Below are 19,827 nucleotides of genomic sequence, written 5' to 3' on the forward strand. Positions count from 1 at the left end.
ACCGGACCCACGGTTACTGAACTACCGGTTACTGGACCTACGACGTCGGTGCGCACCGACGTCGTGAACTCACCTGAAGGAGCATCATGGCAGACTTTTTCGAACGCGACCGCGCCGGTAAATGGGCGTGGGTTGGCTGGGCGTTTTTCGCGTACGGCGCGGTGATGACGTTCATCCTCGCCTGGTTTGCCCTCGCGTGGCAGCTGCTCGCACTCACCGCGGCGGGCCCGCTGGCGGTGTGGGCGGTGTGCATGCTGGTTGCGTGGCGTCTGCGCCGTCGCGCCCGAAAGTGAGCAATCACGGAAGGTGATATGTCGTCGTGCGATCTCCCTGACCGCCGTCTCTGATAACAAATCCTTCGGCAATAAGCTGGCCAATGGCATACCGTGTTTGGGCAACCGTCAAAGACGCCCCCTGAGCAATCTCGGAGATCTGAGCCGGGCGCCCAATCTTCCCTAACGTCATCATGATGACGGGAGCATTTCTGGTCAGGGAGCGCAAAGACTCTTCATGACCTTCTGGAGAGCTTTTCCCTGACCCCACTCTCGCAAGGCCACCTTGGTTCTTTCCCGAAGCTCCTCTCGGGAAGATAACCGTTACTTTGACTCCTGTATCGACAATAGTGGGCCGAGGAATTCCCCACTTGTCCATCTCGCGCATCATTGCTTGGACTCCACCACCCTCACCTTCAATAATGCGGTTTCCAGAAGAATCGGTTATATGTTTAGCAATTCGGTAGAGATGCTGATTCACTTCAACCCTGGTCAGTTCCTCACTCAGCAACTGAGTAACCGTCAAAGATTTCAGACCACCCGGCGAAGAAATAATTAATTTCTCCGGTTCTATCCAGATGTCGATACTTTTACCTTCCTCGACCGTGTCCGGCCCAAGGTCGCGGTGAACCAGTGCATTCGCAACCGCTTCACGAATTGCATTTAAGGGCAACTCAGGAACCGACGTCATATCGCCGCTTGGTGTATAGCTCTGGTACGTGTCGATATTCTGGCGAATCCAGTCCATCGTCTGATCAAATAACTCTGGAAGCGGACCGTAGAAAGTTTTAAGGTTCTTGGTGCGTGCTCCAACTTGCTCGCCTGGATAACGCACCGCAACCGTCACACCAAGGGATGGATAAATCCCCTGGGGGAATGTGCCGAGCCCGTAGAGCCCTGCGAGTGAGAGGGAACCTTCTTGCGTGACACAGGTCCGTTCAAGAATCTGCTCATCAGAATCGTCTCGAATCTGCGAAACTGCCCGGCGCATTGCTCTGACGTAGTTGTCAACATAATCGGAATTCAGATCTGTTCTTCGGCTACCGGGAACCTTACGCATCTCAAATCGGGCAACTTCTCGGTCAACCAACTTCGCAATCTCAATCATTCGTTGTTCCGAAGCTGGCATGATGTAGTCGCCGTCGGCTTGGCGAAGATATGGGTTGTTGCCGTACATCGCGGGCTTAAACATCACCCCGAGCGAATGAACATACGCCACAACAACCGACTTGCCGTCCACGTAAAGCGTGTTCGTCACAACGGTCGGGGAAGGCGATACCGCATTTTGGGCGACACTCGCTATACCTGCTTCAATCTCGGCCAGTTTTGTCAGTCCAAGGATCTTAAAGTCTGGTTCCGCGACTCCAAGTATGATCGTCCCACCTTCAGGCATATTTGCAAATGCACATACAGTCATCCCAAGGTTCTCCGGCAACCCGCCTTGCGCTGCCTTCACCTCAATATACGTGTGGTCACCACAGTGCCTGCGTAGTCGAGAAAGAACTGAGTCAAGCTCAGACTCAGATGAGATTCTTAAAGCCATACTGCCAGACTAATAATTAGACTGATAAAAATCGAGCACACTTCTAACAATTTATCAGTCTGAAAATGCTTTTATCAGTGTGACTGCCACTCTGAACATTTCACGTAGCCTCGGCTTCGATTAGGGGTCTCGACACTGTAGCCACGGCCCCGACCTAGCGCAGCGCGAATTTCGCCCCGCGACCCCAGACCGTTAGGCGCGAATTTTGCACTCAAAAATCTGCAACTTCCAGGTTACAGACCCTGCAACTTCCAGGTTACAGACCCTGCAACTTCCAGGTTACAGACCCTGCAACTTCCAGGTTAGACAGCCTGCAACTTCCAGGTTAGACAGCCTGCAACTTCCAGGTTAGTTTTATGCTTTCCGCATGAAATCAAAGAAAAGTCGCCACTTCCATAAAGTCCGCAAGCTGTGGATTCACTGGTTGCTACTCGCGAGAAAACTGGCTGCTCACTTGCCCTGTGATTTCGGATCCTCACCAAAGTTTTACCGATCCACCACCAAAATTTTACGGATCGTGGAGTGGCCTAAGAATTAGGTCCAGTCGGTTTAAGCGTTGACCGTGTTTTCTTGTCTCCATTGTTCCGCGTATTTCCGTGGGCTGAGGTAGCCCAGTGATGAGTGCGGATGGAAGTTATTGTAACGTGATGACCATTGGGCCACGAGTAGGCGGGCATGCTCGAGATGCTCGATACTGTTGTCCTCGAGGAGTTCGTCTCTCATCCGGTTATGGAACGACTCAACAAACCCGTTATGCCATGGCTGACCTGGCGGGATAAACGCTTGAATCGTCTCATCCTCGGCCGCCCAGGCCTCGAGGGCGTGGGCTATGAACTCAGGTCCGTTATCCATCCGGATCACCCTCGGGCGACCGCCGTGCTCCAGACAAGCCACGTCAAGCAGTTCAATCACCGAGCTTGCGTCGACCTTCTTGTCGACTGTGAAGGCAACGTGTTCGCGTGTGTATTCGTCGATGATGTTGCAGATCTTGATCATCTTGCCGTGCCAGGTCGAGTCGAACTGGAAATCCAACGCCCACACATCACCCGGGTATTGGCCTGCAGGAACATTACGATGAGTGCCGGCAGCTAGACGCTTGCGCTTCTTCCTAGGTAAGACGCGCAAGCCCTCTTCACGCCAGATCCTTCGGAAGGTCTCGCGGCATACCCCATAGCCCTCGGCGAGGGCGTTTCTCCAGGCGCGCCAGTGTCCCCACCGGCGGTGATCACGCGCGAACTCGTGCATCCACTCGCGCAGATCCGCGTATTTATCCGGCTTGCTTTCACGGGTCCTAGCGCGCCGGTAAGCACTACGAGAGAGCCCGACGATCTGGCAGGAAAGTCTTTGGGAGTAGCCCAGCCCAACGAGATGCCAGACGGCATCGTGGCGGCGAGCTGGGCTTAAAAGTTTCCCTCCGACAATTCTTTCCACGCAGCCTTTTCCAGCTCTGCCTGCCCAAGGAGACGTTTGAGGCGCGTGTTCTCATCGCGCAGTCGCTGGAGTTCTTTGGCTTCGCTCTTGGTCATCGCCCCATACGTCGCCTGCCACCTATTCAACGTGGCTTCGCTAATCCCCAGCGTGGTGAGGATCTGAGCCGTCGTCGAGCCTGATTCCTTCATCTCCCGCGCCTTATCGAGCTTACGAACAATCTGCTCGGGAGTGTGTTTACTGAATTTCTTCACCATTCATCCATTCTCCCCACCTGCAGGCAGGGCATCAATGGACAACACTCAAGTCACCTGGACCTAAAAACTTAAGGCACTCCAATCGGATGCAACTTTTGTGGCTGGCTCGGCTTCGTCGCCGGAAAGCCGAGCCAGCCACAAGCGGTTCCATGGACTATTTCTTTCTCTCGCGGCGCTTCTTTACTTCCTGCGCGTGATCACAAATGTCGCGCCGAATCTGGCGACGAAGCGTGCGAGTTCCCGCACGCGCGACAATCGATGAGACAGCCACGGGAACCGAGCCAGCGAAGTACCGCCGACGACGGCGAACCAGCCTGTCCTCCAGCAGTGAGGCAACCAACTGGGCCGGGAACTCCGCCGCGTAAATCCACACCGACTCAGCGAAACTTAGCCGAGGCAAACCTGCCACTGTCAAGAGCACCCAGGCGACGACTACAGTCAAGAGCCAAAGCACGACGGCCGTCAACAAGTGTCCAACAAAACGAGTCTGCAAGGGAACAGGAGCCCAGCGGGATTCGTCTGCCATGGTTACACCTCCGATCGATCATCAAGATTTTCGAGGCCTAAGTGATAGAACGATCCTCTGTGAGGATCAATCCTTCGTCTTGTAATAAACCGTAGCTAAAGTGAGGATCATCGATGAAATAGCCGCATAACCCCATGTTGGAAGGTGATACCAGAGCTTCGCGTCAAACGGAGAAAATCCAGCAACGATCCCATCGATCACTTTGAAAACAAGTACGCCCCAGAGAAAACCGAAGAATTCGTCGCGCTTCTCATTCTTCGACATTACAGCTCTCCTCGGCACTTAAACGCACCCCACGCCAATGAAGCTACGATCCCTACTGGTCCACCTAAATTACCAAGAAACAGACTCCCCGACATTACAAGTCCTACGGTTGTCAGAGCGATCTTCATCTTTCACCCTCTCGTCGAGATTGTTCAGCATCGTTTTCTTCGATGCGAAAACTATTCAACCGAGGCTTGCTCGTTTTCAACACCCTCGAATGGGGGGGCAATTCAACCCCCACATTTGTTGGCATTGAGATACCCACATTTGGGGGTATGACACCCATATCGCACGATTTATTCTGATTTCACTCACAACATGTCCATCTATTCACAAAGGGATCTTTCCATGCGATTTCTCACGGCCATTCTGTTGACATTCTCTGTTCTAACTCTCGCAGACCTCTCAACTACTCCATCGTTACTCGATGGAAACATGACAACACCAACAATAGAAAATCTTCAGCACTACTCTAACCAAGGGAAGAGTTCGCCCCAATTTCTATGCAACAATTCTTTGTTCAGTTGGTCCTGGTGGTGCAAAATTAAGAAGTGAAAAATCAACTGATTTCGCGCGAAAAAACCACTCACCGCCATGAGAAATTCCGGGGCACTCTCACTCCCAGCGCGATAGCTTATTCCATAGTTGCCTTCGCCGTCGGCATCCCCGATTTGACAGCTTCACTCATTCACGAGCTGGGAATATTTTCAGCTGCAATCAGCATGTTGTTACTCATCCTGGCTGGTTTCTACGGCATAATATTCGAATATATTTTCTTACTTTCCGCTGCAGTTGCCATCCCTCTCTCCCCTGGCGGTCTGCTACCAACATACGTTTTCGGCACGTACGCGATCGTAGTGAGATGGATCGATACCGATTTCAAAGTCCGCGCAATAGCGACGCTTCTGATCGCCCAAGTCGGTTTTACTTATTTTGACCCCGACCCAAACACGCTTGCACGCGTCGTATTTTTCGTGCTACCGATCATCTTTTGCATCACTCTCGGATTCTTCCTGCGCGGGCAACATCACATGATTCATTCACTCGAAGCCGAGAACAAAGAGATAGAGGCGCGAACAAAAGCGGATCTTGCATCACTCTTGCACGACACCACAGCGAAAGACATCGCTCACATCACCGTGATCGCCGGCGATCTCCTGAGGAGCAACACACTTTCCTCTGCCGCTCGCGACGCACTAGAAGACATCGCAACAATTGCTGGGCGTTCCTCCCGTAACCTGCGCCCGATGATTCTCGATCTCTCATCGACAACAGCGAACAAGCCCCTCGACGTTGTCCCCACGGAGACCACGCGCATGCTCGCCACCCGTTCGATCACTCTCACCTGGAATTGCGCCGACGCCGAAGGTGAAGCCCTCTCCACGCCAATGCGAACCCTCCTCCCGATCAACATTGAACGGCTTCTCAGCCTCGCTGCGCGGGAGGGCGCAACCAACATCCTCAAGTACGCCCCGGAGGGTTCGACAGCAACCGCCACGATCGCCGTCGGGAACGGGAACGCTTCCCTCACTCTCACCAACGCAGTCGCAGAACAACCTGTACCCACCCCCGATCTCACTGGCGGGTACGGACTCGAAAACCTTGCCGTTCGAGTAGAACGCCACCACGGGACCCTCGACTACGGCCAAATTCGAGACGAATGGATTTTTAACCTGGAGGTACCCATTGGATAAGACAATCCGGATCATCCTCGCCGACGACGACGAGTTCTACGTCAACACTCTCGCCAAAAACTTCAACCACGAACCAGACATGGAAGTCATCACCATCGCCTCCGATGGCGCCACCGCGATGGCCGCAGCCGCTGCCCACCTCGCGGACGTGATCCTCCTCGACGTCGACATGCCCGGAATCGACGGCCCTTCAGCCGCGAAAGCAATCCAGCGCATCAACCCCAAACTCCCCATCATCATCCTCACCTCGTTCAAACACCCGAACGCGCTCGATTCGTGCCTCAAACTTGGGCTTTCCGGTTTCCTCACTAAAGACACACTCCCCCAACAGCTTGCAGAACAAATACGACTCGCCCTCACCGGGCAAATTGTGCTCGGACCCACCCCCACCAAAATCATCACCGCCTCCTACCTGGCCAGCAAGCAGGGGCGTGACAAATTCCCAGAGTTCGCCACCGCGGTAGATAATCTTCCACCACGCCTACGGCAAGTATTCGAAGACGTCATCCTCGCCTACAACAACAAAGAGATCGCCGAGCGGCAAGGACTGAGCGAAGTGACAGTGCGCGGTTACGTCAAAGACCTCATGGCCGCCACACACATGCATTCACGCGGCAAACTCATCCTCACCGCAGCCAAAGCCGGATACGTACACGACGGCAAATAGTTCCGATTCCAAAGAGCGAAGCGCCCGGGGATGCACCGCCTACGCCACTCGGCCGATGCTTAACTGGAGCTCGCAACGCGCCGCCACTTCGGCGTCGTGCGTCACCACAACCAGCGCCTTGCCATACTCGTGGCACAGAGCGAAAAGTTCATCGAGTACCACGCTGGCGAGGTGATGGTCGAGCGCTCCGGTGGGTTCGTCAGCCAAGATAAGCTGACCGGGCTTGAGCATGCACCGGGCTATCGCTACGCGCTGCTGTTCGCCACCAGAGAGGGTGAAGACTTTCGCATCGATTACGTCCCGAAGCCCGAGCCGTTTAAGAACACGCCTCACCTCTGCCTCACGGTCCTTTTTCGGCAGCTGCGAGTACTTCATCCCTAACAGGACGTTTTCCAACGCGGTGTGTGATTCCAACAGCGCATACGACTGGAACAGATAGCTCACTGTATTTCTGCGCAGTTTTGTGGCAGTTGCCGAGTTAATTCCCGGCGCATTGTTACCGGCGATCTGAATCGTTCCCGACGTCGGTGGCTCAAGCAAGCCAATCATGTTCAAGAGCGTCGATTTTCCGGCGCCGGATTCGCCCATGATCGCCATCGTTTGGGTGGGTTCAAGGCTAAAACTCAGGGAATCGATGATCGTGCGGTTACCGTACTTTTTCGTCAGGTTGTGGACTTCGAGAAGAGCCATGATTACTCCTTAGTTTGCTTTGAGAAGATGGGAGACGTGAGTAGTTGCGGCGCGACTTGCGACCACGAATACCAAGGCAAGCTGAATGAGCCCGAGGATCGGCATGAAGGCGATGATTGAGTCTGACCCTAGGGGTATTCCTGCAAGCGTTGCAAGTATCGTGGCCCCCAGGACGACAGCGAATGGCGCTCGGAAAATATGCACCAAGGGATAGCCCATGAGCCGTAGCACGGCGACCCGTTTTGCGTTCGCTTTTGCGTAGAGTTGTACCAGTCCGACGATGAGCATCATGTCAATGACTGCACCGAGGGCGACGGCGGTACCGAAAAGTTCAAGCAGGCGCGTAAAGGTTTTATGGAGCCCGGCAAGGAAGTTCGACACGGGGATAAATTGTGGCTCGTTGTCGTCAATCTGATACTTTGCGAGGTAACTCTTCGCCGTGTATTTCTCCTTCGCCGAGGCTTCGAGCTTAATGTAGCTACCCTGCAAGCCAGGAGCCGAAAGGCTCTCGTTTTCAAAATAGGTCATGTTCGCGGCCGTAGCGAGATAGATAACCGGATCCTTCGTATGGATATTGTTGGGGCTTTCTTCGTTCCAGGTGAAGAACGATATGTCCGGAGTATAAGTGCGGAACTCATACCGAGGATTCTTAGTGAATCGGGTAGCGATTGCGGAATCCACGTGCCTCCGAGCATCCTCGGCAAGCCAATCACTCATAGTTTCACTCTCATCCTTGCTCAAGGTATCGGGCAGGTAGTACACGCGAACTCCATCAAGGGCGAGGGCGCGATCACGATCGGCCACCGGGAAACCAACACTACGCAAATAGTTGGCCGAAGCAGAGAAATACCAAAATGGCTTCTTTGGAACGTTCTCGTATACTTGGCTGTTTCGCCAGTTATCAAGGGTTGCTACATCGTGGAATGTTGTATTGATGAGGCTCACTCCAGGCTTGTCTTCGATCGATTCGTACCATGCGAAGTATTCGCGCTGCCTCGTGTCGCTTAACCCAGTTTGGCCGTCTACTTGGTTTGAACCAACCCCGTCTCGGTGAAGAATCTGGTGATCTTCAACTTCGTGCCAGGATTTTTTGAGAGTCTGAACTTTGGTGATTTCTCCGAGTGGGCCGTCCATGGCCCGCAAGCCAATAACGCATACCCCACTGGTCAGAGCGAATAACGCCGCGAGAACGAGCACCATGCCTCGTTGAGAGACACGGTTTCGGATCGCGTTAACGGGTTTGGCGAGGTAGACCGCAACAATTGCCGGTAGGCAGGCCCCAGCCAGGAGGACAATGTAGAGGGTAGCGTATTGCGCCAGGTGAACAAACGTTTGCATGGTGATCGGGAAGTCGCGTCTCACCCAAAGCATGCCTCCAACCAGTGCCATCAGGCCCACGCCTATACCGATGCCGAAGCGCCAGTTTTTCGCTAAAAAGTGGCACTTCGTCAGCCCCAGAAGGAGGAACATTCCGAGCTGCCGCACCGACTGGTAGACATTCACTGTCAACAATGCTGCGATCATCACCACGGTGATTGCTAAGAAGCCGAACAGGAGAGTGAGGAAGACTGCCCCCGTTTCAGCTGCTCCTGAGAGGGCGGAGGTCATTTTGCCTGATGGAATTGAGGTTGCCTGCGAAATCTGCTGAACAAGATTCGTAAAATCCGCGCTTGTAAGGCCGATCACCCGGTATGTGCCACGAACATTGTGGGAGATATCCACGAGGTTACTCAACTGCATGCCGATTGGGCGCGCAGAGAGCTCAACAGAAGGAAGGTACGCGATTGAATCAGCCTGGACGCGGTCTAAACCGAGGGTTGACTTCGGGTTGGCGCTAGCAAGGAGGGCAAGATTTTCTTTCGAAAAAATTTGTGTGCCTGCGAACTCCAAGAGAGCGCCGGCGGGAGCATCGGCGAGGTTGCCGTCGAAGCCGTAACGATATCCTTCGCTCGATCCGTCGATATTCGACACCACGAGGTCGCGGCGAATAATGATGCCACCTTTTTCTTTCACGATCTGCCGCGCAATGTCCAGTGCATTTCGCGCCAACCGGTCATCGTTGATGACTGAGAGGTTCAGCACCTGCCCTGTCGAGGGATAGTCACTCAACACACTTTGGTACTGCTGCCCAAACGTGACAGCAGAAATTAGCGAGAGCAACACACCAACCACTACAACTAGGGAGCTTAAAGTGATTTTCAAAAACTTTGACATCATTATTCACCGCAATCCCGGAGTCACTCAGCCTCGGCAATCCCAGTAGGCTCGGGCCGTGGTCCAAGGGCTGATCTTCTGTGACGCATATGCTCTAACACCAGGACGCTGCCAACCTGAGTTTGTCGTATTCGCGGTGGCACGATGATCAAAGTGCCCCGACATGACGTCCGAATAGGAGACCACGCCAAGAAAGCGCCCATGGTCCCAGCTGACCGGAGTGCGCTTATAATAAACCGTCCCTGCATACGCGGCACTCACACCACCAAGAAGCATCATCGATGCTAGCGATACCGTGCCGAGAGCACGTTTGATCGATTTCTTCATCATTTTCTCCTTTATTGATACTTTCGCACCCTTCTTCGGATCCGGCACTATTCAATCTAGATCGGTGAGTCCGCAACACCCCCATTTGTAGGCAAAATGACAGCCTCCATATTCGTTCCTCCCAAAGACGAAAACGCCCAAAGTGGGAGCACGAACTCGGGCAAACTTCGCTTCACGTCCCGGTAGGTTCTTGGGGTCAATGCACTATCTGATTGGGGTGTGTTGGTATGGCCGGGAAGTGGCTTTGTGTGAAGCCTGTGGTGTTGGAGTGTATTCGGGGTGGGGAGAGCGCGTCGAGTCTTTCTCGCCGGTTGGGAATGTCACGGGAAACGATCCGCAGGTGGTGTCGTGAGGCGGGTCTAGTCCTCGCGACGGGCCCGCATGGGTCTCTTGCCCAGGTTCGTGAGCGTGATCGTCAACGTGCGATCGAGTTGATTGGCCAGGGATGGACGAATACTGATATTGCGCATGAGCTTGGGTATTGCCGTGAATGGGTCCGTCAATGCAGGGTAGCGTTAGGCGACATGGAAAATGCGTTACGACGAGGCCGCCGTGGCGGGACTCGTCATCTTGCAAGTGTGGACCAGGTTGGTAGCGGCAACGTTGGGCGCGGGCGTCGTATCACGAGTAAAGAACGTGTCGCGATCGCGTTGCTGTTAGACCAAGGATACTCTGGCCGGCAGATCGCGATCCGCCTCAAACGCTCCCCGTCAACGATCACGCGTGAGATTAACCGTTCCCAACGCGTGGATGGGTCCTATGATGCGGGTGTGGCTTCACGCAAAGCATTCGAGCGTAGGGCACGTCCTAAACCATTGAAACTCCAGGCCAACACGCGTCTTCGGGAGGTTGTGGTGGGGTTGCTCAATCAACGGTATTCACCCCAGCAAGTCGCGGTACGGTTACGACACTTGTATCCAGATGATAGGGAGATGCACGTGAGTGTCGAAGCGATTTATCAAGCCTTATATGTTCAAGGGGTAGGTTCACTCGCGCAGGAACTGAAACGTGAAAAAGCGTTGCGTTCGGGACGGAAGAATCGTATTCCTCGGTCGCGTCTTGCAGGGCTTCCGGGGCGTGGGAGGAAAACATGGGTCGAAGGTGCCCAGATCTCGATGCGCCCTCCCCAGGCCAGTGATCGGGCTGTTCCTGGGCATTGGGAAGGCGATCTGGTTGTTGGTGGTGGTAAGGATGGGCATGGGACAGCGTTGATCACGCTCGTTGAGCGGCGTTCACGGTTTGTGTTGATGCACCGGCTCGGAGCGGGACGTGACTCGAAGACTGTGGTCGATGAGTTGGTCACGATGGTGAAGTCTTTACCCGGGAAGTTTGAAACGATCACGTGGGACCAGGGCTCGGAAATGGCTCAAACCCCGTCCTTCACGATCGCGACGGGAGTGAAAGTGTTTTTCGCTGACCCCCACTCTCCCTGGCAGCGGCCCTCGAACGAGCGACTCAACCGTGACATCCGCGAGTACTTCCCCAAAGGAACGAACTTCGCCACCATCACCGATGCCCAAGTCCAAGAAGCCCAAGACGAACTCAACAACCGCGCCCGCGTCGTCCTCAAAGGCGCCACCCCACATGAGACACTAGCCCAACAACTAAATGATGCATTGACCGCCTGAACCCCCCTCCCAAAACTTTCACCTACAACAACAAAGAGATCGCCGAGCGGCAAGGACTGAGCGAAGTGACAGTGCGCGGTTACGTCAAAGACCTCATGGCCGCCACACACATGCATTCACGCGGCAAACTCATCCTCACCGCAGCCAAAGCCGGATACGTACACGACGGCAACTAGTGGTCACACTAAAGAGCGTTCCGTGAATTCACCGTCATCGCAGTAGTAACCGCCCCGCTCGGCCTCGCAGCCTGCTCAGGTAGCCGCGGGCAGCCGTTACTCGCGAGGAAACTGGCGCTCACAACGCTGGGTGCGTCCACAGTGAGGAAATTGGCATCAAGTATGTGTTGTTCGAACGACGCTGGAATTGCTCGCCGAGGTACACGATCACCCGAGCCGCCACCCGGTCATCAGGAATGAGCGTTGAGATCGTGTGCCACGCTTTCGGTTGCACACTCAACCCGGCCTTCACCTCAACCACAACCAGGCGGCCGTCGAAAAGTTCGATCACGATATCGATCTCGTCGTTGCGGTTGCGATAGTGGAACAAATTGAACCGTTCTTCACTCCATGTACGTTGCTTGCGCAATTCAGCCACAACGAATTGTTCAGCGAGCGCTCTGAAATACTCTTGACCCCCAACCATGCGAGTTTTTTCGGCAGTCATTCCTGAGAAATAGGCGGCGAGGCCCGTATCGAGAAGCGCCATCTTTGGCTTGCGCACAGCTCGCGAATTGAGCCCCAGACCCCAGGCAGGAAGCTCACTGATCAGATACATCTGCTCTGCGAGCCCTAGATAACGGCGGGCACTCCCCTCAGATACGCCCACTTGGCGTGCAAATTTCGAATACACCATCTCGGTTTGCCCCGACGAGCCAAGCATTTTCAGCATTCGTCCGAGTGCTACTACAAATTCGCCAGCCGACAGCTCAGCAGCATCTCGCGACGACACCTCGCGTACATACGATTCGAACCAGCGATTGCGCGCCCGAATCGTCTGCCGTTGAAGGGGAACAGGATATCCACCTGCGAGAATCGCTTCACGCGTGCGCTCTGGCGTGAAACTCTCCAGATCACCAGGCGCACCATTGACCACCCAGTTCACCCAATCCTCAGGCGTGTCACGTTCATGAAGCTCACCAATACTCAATGGTTCCAATGAAAGGATCTCTGCCCGCCCAGCAAGAGAATCGCTTGCGCCGCGAGTCTTCAAAAAATCAGCCGAGCCTGTCACAAGGAAGCGGCCGGGTGTGCGATCCTCATCGACCAGCTGTTTCATCGCGAGCACCAGCGACGGTTCACGCTGTGCCTCATCAACCACAAGCAGCCGCTCCCCTGCCTGTCGAAGAAAACCTAGCGGATCATGAGCAGCGAAATCAGCAACTTCTGGATTATCCAGCGTCAGTTCCAGTGCCTCACGTTCTGATGCGACACTCCGAGCCAGAGTCGACTTCCCAACCTGGCGCGCACCTTCGAGCACAACAATTGGCGACTCTGAAAGCATCTCATTCAGCAACGGCTCCGCATGCCGTTTTACTTCATTTTCCAGGTAAAACATGCTGTCATTATACGTGAATATTACGGATCCACCACAATAATTTTGCGGATCCACCACAATATTTTGACGGATCCACCACCATATTTTTACAGTCAGTTCGACGTCGTCGAAAAGCCACGCCTCCGCCGTCGGCGAAACCTTCGGAAGAAAACCCACCCGCAACCCGTTCAACGAGTATTGCTGGAAATATCGCGGCTATGTGCCGCGCGAATTAACCGAAAGGGATGAGGATGTCCGAGGAGAAGTTGTACGGCGAGGGCTCGCCGCAGAAGGCGCCCTACACGAAGGATTTTTGGCCGCAGTTGCTGGATTTGCGGGTGCTGGCGCAGAACAACAACAAGCGCGATCCGCTCGGCGAGGGGTTCAACTATCGCGAAGCGTTCGAGGCGCTCGATCTTGAGGCTGTGAAGGCGGATATCGCCGAGCTCCTCACCACCGAGCAGGAGTGGTGGCCGGCTGACTTCGGCAACTACGGCCCGTTCTTTGTGCGCATGGCCTGGCATTCGGCCGGCACCTACCGCGCGATGGACGGCCGCGGCGGCGATACGCACGGCCAGCAGCGCTTCGAGCCGCTGAACTCGTGGCCGGATAACGTTTCACTGGATAAGGCTCGCCGCCTGGTGTGGCCGATCAAGAAGAAGTATGGCCGCGCGCTCTCGTGGGGCGATCTGATGGCGCTGGCTGGCACAGTCGCGCAGGAGCAGATGGGGTTGCCGGTGGTCGGTTTCGCGGGCGGCCGCACCGACGAATGGGAATCGGACCGCAGCGTGTACTGGGGCGCCGAGGGCGAGATGCTTGGCCGCGCCGAGCGCACCGGCTCCAGCGCCGACAAGCTTGAGAAGCCGCTGGGCGCCACCCACATGGGCTTGATTTACGTGAACCCGGAAGGCCCGGGCGGCAAGGGCGATCCACGCGGTTCCGCGGCGGAAATCAAGGAAACCTTCCACCGTATGGGCATGAAGGACGAGGAGATCGTGGCGCTGATCGCCGGCGGCCACACCTTCGGCAAGGGCCACGGCGCCGCAAACCCGGAGAAGTACGTGGGCCCGGACCCGTCGTCGTCGCCGATGGCGCAACAGGGCCTGGGCTGGAAGTCGAGCTACAAGAGCGGCAAGGGCGCAGACACGATCGGCGGCGGCCCGGAGCTGGTGTGGACGCAGCACCCCACCCGCTGGGATAACGAGTTTTTCCACAATCTGCTCGACTACGAGTGGGAGCAGGAGACGGCCCCGAGCGGCTTCGTGCAGTGGGTTGCCAAGGGCGACCACGACGGCGAGATGCCGAACCCCGACGGCGTTGGCGGGCGCCGGCCGGGCATGATGACGTCGGATATCGCGTTGCGTGAGGACCCTGAGTTCCGTGCGATCGCGGAGCGTTTCCGCGACGATTTCGACGCGTTCACCTCGGCTTACGCGCGCGCCTGGTTCAAGCTGACCACGCGCTCGGTAGGCCCGCGTAGCCGCTGGCTCGGCGCAGACGTACCGGCGGAGATTTACGATTGGGAGGATTACCTGCCCGCTCACGAAGGCGAGTTGATCACCGCCGACGACGCCGACGCGATCAAGCAGCTCGTGGCCGCAAGTGGGCTTTCGGTTCAGCAGCTCGTGAAGGCCGCGTTCGCGGCGGTCGGCTCGTTCCGCGGGTCGGATAACCGCGGCGGCGCGAACGGCGGACGTATCCGCCTCGAGCCGCAGCGCTCGTGGGCTGTGAACGATCCGGCGAACCTCGAGGCCGTGATCCCGGTGCTTGAGAAGATTGTGGACGAGTTCAACGCGGGCTCGCCGCGCAAGGTTTCCTTTGCCGACGTCGTCGTTCTCGCTGGTAACTGGGCCGTGGAGCAGGCGGCGAAGGCCGCGGGCGTGGAGGTTTCGGTGCCGTTCGCGCCGGGCCGCGTGGACGCCACCGCCGAGATGACCGACCAGATGAACATGGAGGTGCTCGAGCCGCGCGCGGACGCGTTCCGCAACTATGTTGCCGAGGGCGAAACGATCCCGGCCGAGTATCTGCTGGTGGATCGCGCGCAGCTGCTCACGCTCACCGTTCCCGAGATGACGGTGCTACTCGCGGGCATGCGCGAGCTCGGCGCCAACTGGGACGGCTCCGACGCCGGAGTGTTCACGGATCGCGTGGGTGTGCTCAGCACGGACTGGTTCACGAACCTTTTGGATATGCGCTACGAGTGGAACGCCAACGACGAATCGGAAACCACGTTTACCGCGCGCGATCGGGGCAGCGGCGAGGAAGTGTTCCACGGGACCCGCGCGGATCTGGTGTTCGGCTCGAATGCGGAGCTTCGCGCGATCGCCGAAGTGTACGCCTCCGATGATGCGGCCGAGAAGTTCGTTCTCGACTTCGTCAAGGTGTGGGTCAAGCTCGCGAATGCCGATCGCTTCGATCTGAAGTAACGCACACTGAATGCGGGGTTGCATCACTGCAACCCCGCATTCGTTTATGCTTGGAGCCAACGTATTGTTTTCGCACGCAAAAAGGAGGCGCGCATGTGGCCCAGTATTGTTGGGATCCTCGCGATCGTGGGCGCCGTGGTTGGCGTGAAACACTGGATGGGTAATAACGAGTACAAGCAGCGCGAAGCCCAGCGCGAACGTGAAGAGAACCAAGAGTTCTCGGAGTAAACGCCGGTGGCGGGCTCTCGCGCACCGGCGTCGTTATTTTGTGCACTGCTCGCTCTACGCGAGCCGCGGCGCTTACTTCGTGTGCAGCTCCACGTGCTTGACGAAGCGCTCGATCGCCTTGCCAAGGAAATCCTGGGTGCCCTGGTTGAGAACGCCGTCGATGTAGAGCGTATCGACCTTGGCCAGGTACACCTCCGGCTGCGCGACAACCGGCACGTCCATGAACATGAGAGTCTGGCGCAGGATGTGGTTTGCGCCAAATGCGCCATACTGGCCGGTGGAGGCGGTGGCGATGAACGCGGGCTTGCCCTTGAGCAGCTGCGCCGACGGCGGGCGCGAGATCACGTCGAGCGCGTTCTTGAGCATGCCCGGCACGGAACGGTTGTATTCCGGGGTGACGAAAATGAGGGCGTCAGCTTCCTTCGCCTGGGTGCGAAGATGTGCAGCCTCGGCCGGGATGTTCCCTTCCGAATCCCAATCCTCGTTGTAGAACGGAACGTTGCCGATCTCGATAAACTCGGCCTCGTAGCCCTCGGGCAGATGGGAGACGAGATCGTTCGCCACCTTCTTGTTCCACGAATTTTCACGCAGGCTGCCCACGAAAACCGCGACTTTCACCATCGTTTGTCCTTTCATATGACACACATTCAACCTCTATAGTTTAACATTCAACGAACGTGTTGTCTGCACCTATTTTCCTGCGCAAATACACCCGCCCCAAAACACCCCCGCAGGCCATGCGCGAGGCGTATTATAGTTTCAGCGCCTCGCCTGAGGCACGATCGCCCAGCACGAAGCCGGGCGCCGCATACGGCACGCGGGGGTGCCGTCCCCCTGAAAATACAGCATTTCCAGGGTCACCAGCCCAGAGAAAAGGCAAGGAAAGGGAGCAAGGATGCTCGCAATCCGGAGCGCTTATCTTAGCTTTCGCGCGAACCCATTCGAGGTTCCGTTTGAGGAAGCGACCGAGTACACGTCGGACGCGCTCATCATGATCGACGACGCCGGTCGCGTCACCAGCGTCGGTAGCGCGCCCGAGCTCCTCCCGCAACTCCCGCCAGGCACCGAGATCCACCACTACCCCCACCACCTGGTAATCCCGGGCTTCGTGGACACACACGTGCACTACTCCCAAACTCAGATGATCGCGGCTTACGGCGAGCAGCTCCTGGATTGGCTGCGCGAATACACGTATGCCACCGAGCTCCAGTTCGAAAACCCGCAGCACGCGGCCGCGGTCGCCCGCGTTTTCTTGGACGAGCAGTTGCGTAACGGCACCACGACCTCGGCGGTGTATGCCACGGTTTTCCCGCAGTCGGTGGACGCAATCTTCAAGGAGGCCCGTGAGCGCGGGATGCGCCTGATCGCGGGCAAGGTGGCGATGGACCGGGGCGCGCCGGCCGGTTTGCTCGATACTCCGCAGCGTGCCTACGCCGAGAGCGCCGAGCTGATCGCGCGTTGGCACGGTACGGACCGTCTCGAGTACGCGATCACACCGCGTTTTGCGCCAACGTCCAGCCGTGAGCAGCTCGAGGCGCTCGGCCAACTCGCACACGAAAACCCCACGGCGCTGATCCAAACCCACGTTTCGGAGAATCCAGCCGAGGTGGCACTGGTGGCCGAGCTCTTCCCCGAGCGCGCCGGCTACCTGGACGTTTACGACCACTACGGCCTCGTGCGCCCGCGCGCGATCTTTGGGCACGGCATCCACCTCACGGACGCGGAGCTGGCCACGCTCGCCGAGCGCGGCGCCGCGATCGCGCACTGCCCCACCTCGAATTTCTTCCTCGGCTCGGGGGCGTTGAACGTACAGCGTGCCGCCGACGCCGGTGTGCGTCTCGCGCTCGGAACAGACCTGGGCGCGGGCACGAGTTTTTCGATGATACGCACGCTCGGTGCGGCGTATTCTGCGGCGCAGGCGAACGGGGTGGCTCTCGACGCCGGTCGGGCTCTGTACCTGGCAACCCGCGGTGGCGCAGAGGCTCTGGGGTTAGGCGAGAAAATCGGCCAGATCGCGCCTGGTTTCGAGGCGGATTTGGCGGTACTGGATCTGCATTCCACCCCGATCATCGAGTATCGGATGCAGTTCGCGGATACCTTGCGAGAAGCACTGTTCATTCAGATGACAATGGGTGACGACCGCGCAATCGCCGCCACCTATGTGGCCGGCCGCCGGGCGTACACACGAGAGTGAGAATAATTATTCAAACCATTGCATACGCGAGGCAAAATATGGAACCATACGCCTCCGCCGTCGTCACGACGAACGGCACCGAGCCCCAGAACCCGCTAATCCCCACGAACACGAATGAGGTTGGCGGCGGTAAGGTGCTCGACCTCATCTTCGAGGGCCTCGTCTACTACGACGAGAAAGGGGCGGTTCACAACGGCGCGGCCGAGTCGATCGATACCACCGACTCCCAGAACTACACCATCAAAATCAAACCGGGCCTGAAGTTCTCAAACGGCGAGCCACTCACGGCGAAGTCGTTTGTGGACGCCTGGCAGTACGGCGCACTCCTGAAGAACGCGCAGCTTTCCTCCTACTTCTTCGAGCCAATCGAGGGCTTCTCGTACGAGAAGGATTCCCCGCTCACGGGCCTGAAGGTTGTGCCGAACGAGACCTACGCCGGCGATCGCAAGCCGGCCGCGATCTTCCAGTCCTTCACATTCCCGAAGTCGATGCCGCACTTCCAGGGCGAGGAAGGCAAGCTGCGCCGCGCGGCCCTGTCGTACGCGATCAACCGCGACGAGATCACCAAGGTGATCTTCCAAGGAACCCGCACCCCGGCGTCGGACTTCACCTCCCCGGTGATCGACGGCTGGTCGAAGGACGTGCCAGGCAACCAGGTACTCACCTACGATCCGGCGAAGGCGAAGGAATACTGGGCGAAGGCGGACGCGATCTCGAAGTGGGACGGCACCTTCAAGCTGGCCTACAACTCCGACGGCGACTACTCGAACCCCGAAGTGGACGCCCTGCTCAAGAAGGTCGCAGCGACCACCGATAAGGAGGCCCAGAAGGCCGACTACGCGAAGGTCCAGGAGATCCTCTTCGCGGATCTTCCGGCGATCCCGCTGTGGTGCTCGAACGTGGTGGGTGTGAAGCTCGGCTGGCTCAAACCGACCGTGGGCGGCACCCTCTTCCAGGCGATCGTGCGAGGCGAGGCGCCCACCGTCGTTTCGCTCACTACGGTTTTGGTGCTCGTCTATATTTTCGCCAACCTGCTCGTTGACCTCCTGTACGCCGTTCTTGATCCGAGGATTCTCTATGAAAACTGAACACTTTGTTGCCGAAACTGACGAGACCGGCCGGGTTCCTGGCGCTCACCGTTCTCGGCTTCATCATGATGGGCGACGCCGTCCGCGACGCGCTCGACCCCAAGGCCCGCAACCGTTAGGACGAACCATGAGTGAGAATACTTTTCCGACGACGTCGGGTGCAACCGATTTTCCAAAACCCGTACACTTCGCTGGATCCGATGTATTCGATCTACCGCGTGATCGAGGAGCCGATGCGTGTCCATAGCGTGGGGAGTAAGAAGGAGCGGGCTGCGCGCGTGGCCGAGCTGCTGGACATGGTGGCATTGCCGAAATCGACGATGCGCCGCTATCCGAACGAGCTCTCGGGCGGGCAGCGCCAGCGCGTGGCGATCGCGCGTGCGCTTGCGCTGAACCCTGATCTCGTGGTGTGCGACGAAGCAGTGTCTGCGTTGGACGTGCTGGTGCAGGATCAGATCCTTCACCTGCTCACGGATCTGCAGGCGGAGCTGAACCTGACTTATCTTTTCATCACTCACGACTTGGCGGTGGTTCGCGCGATCGCTGATGATGTGGCCGTAATGGAGAAGGGCAAGATCGTGGAGCATGCACGCACGGACGCCGTGTTTGCCACTCCCCAGATGGAGTACACGCGGGCGTTGCTTGATGCGATCCCGGGCGGGAAGCTCGGCTTCTGACCACGCCCAGACAGAACTTCAAATTCACCGTGTGCAAGCGCATGAAAAATTGTCATGCGCTTGCACAATGCTTACATGTTTTCAAACGCCATCAAATTCGTCAGACATCTGTGTTACCTTCGTGATGTGTTCCCCCAACACACGCGTGTCCCCTGGATGCGCTTCTCAACG

At 57.1% G+C, this 19,827-nt stretch carries 18 protein-coding genes and 1 pseudogene; 9 read left to right on the forward strand and 10 right to left on the reverse strand.

Going from position 1 to position 19,827, the window contains the following annotated elements:
* Positions 1 to 86: 86 nt before the first annotated feature.
* Positions 87 to 293, forward strand: coding sequence for a hypothetical protein (locus P8A24_RS08485; RefSeq protein WP_278058327.1), 207 nt, complete (start codon positions 87 to 89; stop codon positions 291 to 293).
* A gap of 4 nt (positions 294 to 297) precedes the next feature.
* Here the strand turns inward: P8A24_RS08485 and P8A24_RS08490 are convergent, their stop codons facing one another.
* From P8A24_RS08490 to P8A24_RS08510, 5 genes are all read right to left on the reverse strand, one after another.
* On the reverse strand, positions 298 to 1,728 hold the full coding sequence (locus P8A24_RS08490) for an ATP-binding protein (RefSeq protein ID WP_278058329.1): 1,431 nt from the start codon (positions 1,726 to 1,728) through the stop codon (positions 298 to 300).
* 636 nt (positions 1,729 to 2,364) lie between these two features.
* Positions 2,365 to 3,246 carry an IS3 family transposase gene (locus tag P8A24_RS08495; protein WP_278058331.1) on the reverse strand — a complete coding sequence of 294 codons (882 nt, stop codon included), beginning with the start codon at positions 3,244 to 3,246 and terminating at the stop codon, positions 2,365 to 2,367.
* Positions 3,216 to 3,500, reverse strand: coding sequence for a transposase (locus P8A24_RS08500; protein ID WP_193325984.1), 285 nt, complete (start codon positions 3,498 to 3,500; stop codon positions 3,216 to 3,218). Before P8A24_RS08500 ends, P8A24_RS08495 begins: the two co-directional genes overlap by 31 nt.
* Before the next feature lie 154 nt (positions 3,501 to 3,654).
* The gene (locus P8A24_RS08505) at positions 3,655 to 4,026 is read right to left on the reverse strand and encodes a hypothetical protein (RefSeq protein WP_278058336.1); all 372 of its coding nucleotides are present in this window, start codon (positions 4,024 to 4,026) and stop codon (positions 3,655 to 3,657) included.
* Between the two features lie 66 nt (positions 4,027 to 4,092).
* The gene (locus P8A24_RS08510) at positions 4,093 to 4,290 is read right to left on the reverse strand and encodes a hypothetical protein (protein WP_278058338.1); all 198 of its coding nucleotides are present in this window, start codon (positions 4,288 to 4,290) and stop codon (positions 4,093 to 4,095) included.
* Positions 4,291 to 5,012: 722 nt separating this feature from the next.
* Here P8A24_RS08510 and P8A24_RS08515 point away from each other — a divergent pair.
* Positions 5,013 to 5,984: a sensor histidine kinase gene (locus P8A24_RS08515; RefSeq protein ID WP_278058340.1), complete on the forward strand. Its 972-nt coding sequence runs from the start codon at positions 5,013 to 5,015 to the stop codon at positions 5,982 to 5,984.
* On the forward strand, positions 5,977 to 6,651 hold the full coding sequence (locus P8A24_RS08520) for a response regulator (protein ID WP_278058342.1): 675 nt from the start codon (positions 5,977 to 5,979) through the stop codon (positions 6,649 to 6,651). Before P8A24_RS08515 ends, P8A24_RS08520 begins: the two co-directional genes overlap by 8 nt.
* Before the next feature lie 39 nt (positions 6,652 to 6,690).
* Here the strand turns inward: P8A24_RS08520 and P8A24_RS08525 are convergent, their stop codons facing one another.
* From P8A24_RS08525 to P8A24_RS08535, 3 genes are read right to left on the reverse strand one after another with little or no spacing between them, the layout of a single operon-like run.
* Positions 6,691 to 7,341, reverse strand: a complete 651-nt coding sequence (locus P8A24_RS08525) for an ABC transporter ATP-binding protein (RefSeq protein ID WP_278058344.1) — start codon at positions 7,339 to 7,341, stop codon at positions 6,691 to 6,693.
* Between the two features lie 9 nt (positions 7,342 to 7,350).
* Positions 7,351 to 9,558, reverse strand: a complete 2,208-nt coding sequence (locus P8A24_RS08530) for a hypothetical protein (protein ID WP_278058346.1) — start codon at positions 9,556 to 9,558, stop codon at positions 7,351 to 7,353.
* 24 nt (positions 9,559 to 9,582) lie between these two features.
* Positions 9,583 to 9,885: a hypothetical protein gene (locus P8A24_RS08535; protein WP_278058348.1), complete on the reverse strand. Its 303-nt coding sequence runs from the start codon at positions 9,883 to 9,885 to the stop codon at positions 9,583 to 9,585.
* A 521-nt stretch (positions 9,886 to 10,406) separates the two neighbouring features.
* On the opposite strand from P8A24_RS08535, the gene P8A24_RS08540 reads away from it, so the two are divergent.
* Positions 10,407 to 11,510: an IS30 family transposase gene (locus P8A24_RS08540; RefSeq protein WP_278057815.1), complete on the forward strand. Its 1,104-nt coding sequence runs from the start codon at positions 10,407 to 10,409 to the stop codon at positions 11,508 to 11,510.
* Between the two features lie 294 nt (positions 11,511 to 11,804).
* On the opposite strand, the gene P8A24_RS08545 is transcribed toward P8A24_RS08540, so the two are convergent.
* The gene (locus P8A24_RS08545) at positions 11,805 to 13,064 is read right to left on the reverse strand and encodes an ATP-binding protein (RefSeq protein WP_278058349.1); all 1,260 of its coding nucleotides are present in this window, start codon (positions 13,062 to 13,064) and stop codon (positions 11,805 to 11,807) included.
* Positions 13,065 to 13,294: 230 nt separating this feature from the next.
* On the opposite strand from P8A24_RS08545, the gene katG reads away from it, so the two are divergent.
* Positions 13,295 to 15,469 (forward strand): catalase/peroxidase HPI, encoded by a 2,175-nt coding sequence (gene katG, locus P8A24_RS08550; protein WP_278058351.1) that lies wholly within the window; start codon positions 13,295 to 13,297, stop codon positions 15,467 to 15,469.
* 93 nt (positions 15,470 to 15,562) lie between these two features.
* Positions 15,563 to 15,697 (forward strand): hypothetical protein, encoded by a 135-nt coding sequence (locus tag P8A24_RS08555; protein ID WP_278058354.1) that lies wholly within the window; start codon positions 15,563 to 15,565, stop codon positions 15,695 to 15,697.
* Positions 15,698 to 15,769: 72 nt separating this feature from the next.
* On the opposite strand, the gene P8A24_RS08560 is transcribed toward P8A24_RS08555, so the two are convergent.
* The gene (locus P8A24_RS08560; RefSeq protein ID WP_278058356.1) at positions 15,770 to 16,318 is read right to left on the reverse strand and encodes an NADPH-dependent FMN reductase; all 549 of its coding nucleotides are present in this window, start codon (positions 16,316 to 16,318) and stop codon (positions 15,770 to 15,772) included.
* Between the two features lie 274 nt (positions 16,319 to 16,592).
* Here P8A24_RS08560 and guaD point away from each other — a divergent pair, with 274 nt between their 5' ends.
* From guaD to P8A24_RS08575, 3 genes and pseudogenes are all read left to right on the forward strand, one after another.
* Positions 16,593 to 17,891: a guanine deaminase gene (guaD, locus tag P8A24_RS08565; protein ID WP_278058358.1), complete on the forward strand. Its 1,299-nt coding sequence runs from the start codon at positions 16,593 to 16,595 to the stop codon at positions 17,889 to 17,891.
* A 38-nt stretch (positions 17,892 to 17,929) separates the two neighbouring features.
* A complete protein-coding gene (locus tag P8A24_RS08570) occupies positions 17,930 to 18,979 on the forward strand; it encodes a peptide ABC transporter substrate-binding protein (RefSeq protein ID WP_307014449.1) in 1,050 nt (349 codons plus the stop codon).
* A 149-nt stretch (positions 18,980 to 19,128) separates the two neighbouring features.
* Positions 19,129 to 19,656: pseudogene (locus P8A24_RS08575) on the forward strand (ATP-binding cassette domain-containing protein); the annotation flags it as partial.
* Positions 19,657 to 19,827: the final 171 nt, after the last annotated feature.

The sequence above is a fragment of the Arcanobacterium wilhelmae genome (genome assembly GCF_029632765.1).
Taxonomy (GTDB): Bacteria; Actinomycetota; Actinomycetes; order Actinomycetales; family Actinomycetaceae; genus Arcanobacterium; species Arcanobacterium wilhelmae.